This is a genomic window from Haladaptatus ordinarius, assembly GCF_054177595.1.
Genome location: NZ_JBPEHH010000244.1, coordinates 1 through 1,852, shown reverse-complemented (window position 1 = coordinate 1,852; position 1,852 = coordinate 1). Strand labels below are relative to the sequence as shown.

Genomic DNA, 1,852 nt, shown 5'->3' with positions numbered 1-1,852 from the left:
AGTTGGACGTCATGAGAATCCTTACGCTGTACAGGAGTTTCAGCTAGATAAGATTTATGTCATATGGCTCGATATCCAGAGAATCTGAGTCATCCCGTCGATGTTTCTTGGACAGGCTCATAGACCCATACTAATGGCCGGAACGATTGTCGAAGTGACATTTCCCGCTAAACAATTTGCACTCGAACACACACTCAACACGCTTGAGACGGTGACCTTCGAAGTCGAGCAAATAGTTGCAACCAATCCGGACAGCTTGATGCCGTTCATTTGGATCACCACGTCATATCGAAGCTTACTCGAAGAAGCCTTTACTGCCGATGAAAGTGTGGCCGAGTTTCAGTTGATTGCTGACTTCGAGACAGAGTATTTGTACCAACTCGAATGGGTTGACCATATTGAGCATCTCATTCGAATTCTCGTGACGGAAAAAGCGACAGTTCTTGCTGCGAGAGGGCACGAAAATACGTGGCATTTACGACTATTGTTTGCTGATCACGATTCAGTCACACGGACTCACGAGTACTGTCAGGAACACGGTATCGAATTTGACATCGAGAATATCAAGGAATTCAACAACCAACGGAGCGCTCGATTTGGACTCACCAAGACTCAGCAAAATGCACTCCAGCTTGCTGCTGATCGTGGGTACTACTCAGTTCCACGGGAGAGCACAACCGAGGAACTCGCGGAAGCTCTCAATGTATGTCACCAGGCGCTCTCCGAGCGGCTACGGCGTGGTCATGGCACTCTCGTCGATCATCTGCTGAGTACCAGTAAGACAGCAGAACCTCCCGAAACAACACTCACTGAACCAGACCAAAAAACACGTACGGACTAACAGAGACACCGTCGAAATCAGGACTCATCTGCAGGAAGGGGATCCAGAGAAATTGTTCTATCACCGGCGACAGTAACGCGGTAGCCACAGTACTGGAAGATTACTTTCCCGTGGCGTTCGCTCCCTGTTTGCGTTGGTGTGAACAAGTTGTCAAGGGCATCTGGATCAATGACATCATATAATGGTGGGCAGTCATCTGGATTGATCTCTTCTCGTGCCGTAATTGCCTCGAGAATGAGGAATGCGATCGATGGTTCTGTTGCTGTACGCTGACTATCGTTAGGTGTGTTGTCAGTGCTCTCTCCCATTGTATCTCACATCTGGGGCACCCACTGGAGGAATATCCCTCCTCAAGTACAACCCCCCATGAGCACTCCATCCTCGCTAAGGATGGTAGTTATATACCTGTTCTGGCGGTTGATGAAAACAGATGATTGTTCATTAGATTTGATTCTCTGAGAAAGTGTATCACTACCACGGCTGAAATCTGATCAATTGATTATCTCATTCATAGGTTCTCCACCTGTTTGTGTAGGCATCAATGTCCATTTTGGCGATCCTTCGTGACGCCTGTCGTTGCACTCGACGTAAGACCTCTAGTCGATTACCTGGCATCATTAGTATGAACTACTAACAGTGCAGGCTTTAAATATAAACGAAGAGCGAAAGCAAGGGTTTAAGCAGAAAGCAGTTACCCGCGAAAATCTTCCTCGTATCTATTCCTTGTCGCGAGAACTACGTAAACGAGGATTGGTTAGTGGCCGTCGCCCTCCTCGACACGGAGTGAACCACTGCACTCACTACAACTGTCGCTAGTTGTCCACTCTGGCTCACCAGCGCAGTTGCTGACACGTTGTGGAAGCGAAGCGGATGAATCAGTGACCTGATTCATCCGCTGTCCGGATATACTCGTGATGAACATCCCCCTGTTAAAGGACATTCTCACAGATCCGGACGAGTTCATTACGAACCGCCAGTTGAAGTCGCTTTCTCTGGAACTCCTTGCATTGA

2 protein-coding genes are annotated in these 1,852 nt (G+C 48.1%); one reads left to right on the top strand and one right to left on the bottom strand.

Annotated elements, in window-relative coordinates; all coding sequences use genetic code 11:
• Positions 1-133 precede the first annotated feature (133 nt).
• Positions 134-841, top strand: a complete 708-nt coding sequence (locus tag ACR3FF_RS26920; RefSeq protein ID WP_458191145.1) for a helix-turn-helix domain-containing protein — start codon at positions 134-136, stop codon at positions 839-841.
• A gap of 17 nt (positions 842-858) precedes the next feature.
• Here ACR3FF_RS26920 and ACR3FF_RS26915 read toward each other — a convergent pair whose 3' ends face one another.
• Entirely contained in the window at positions 859-1,149 is a 291-nt protein-coding gene (locus ACR3FF_RS26915) for a HalOD1 output domain-containing protein (protein WP_458191143.1), read from the bottom strand.
• Positions 1,150-1,852 lie beyond the last annotated feature (703 nt).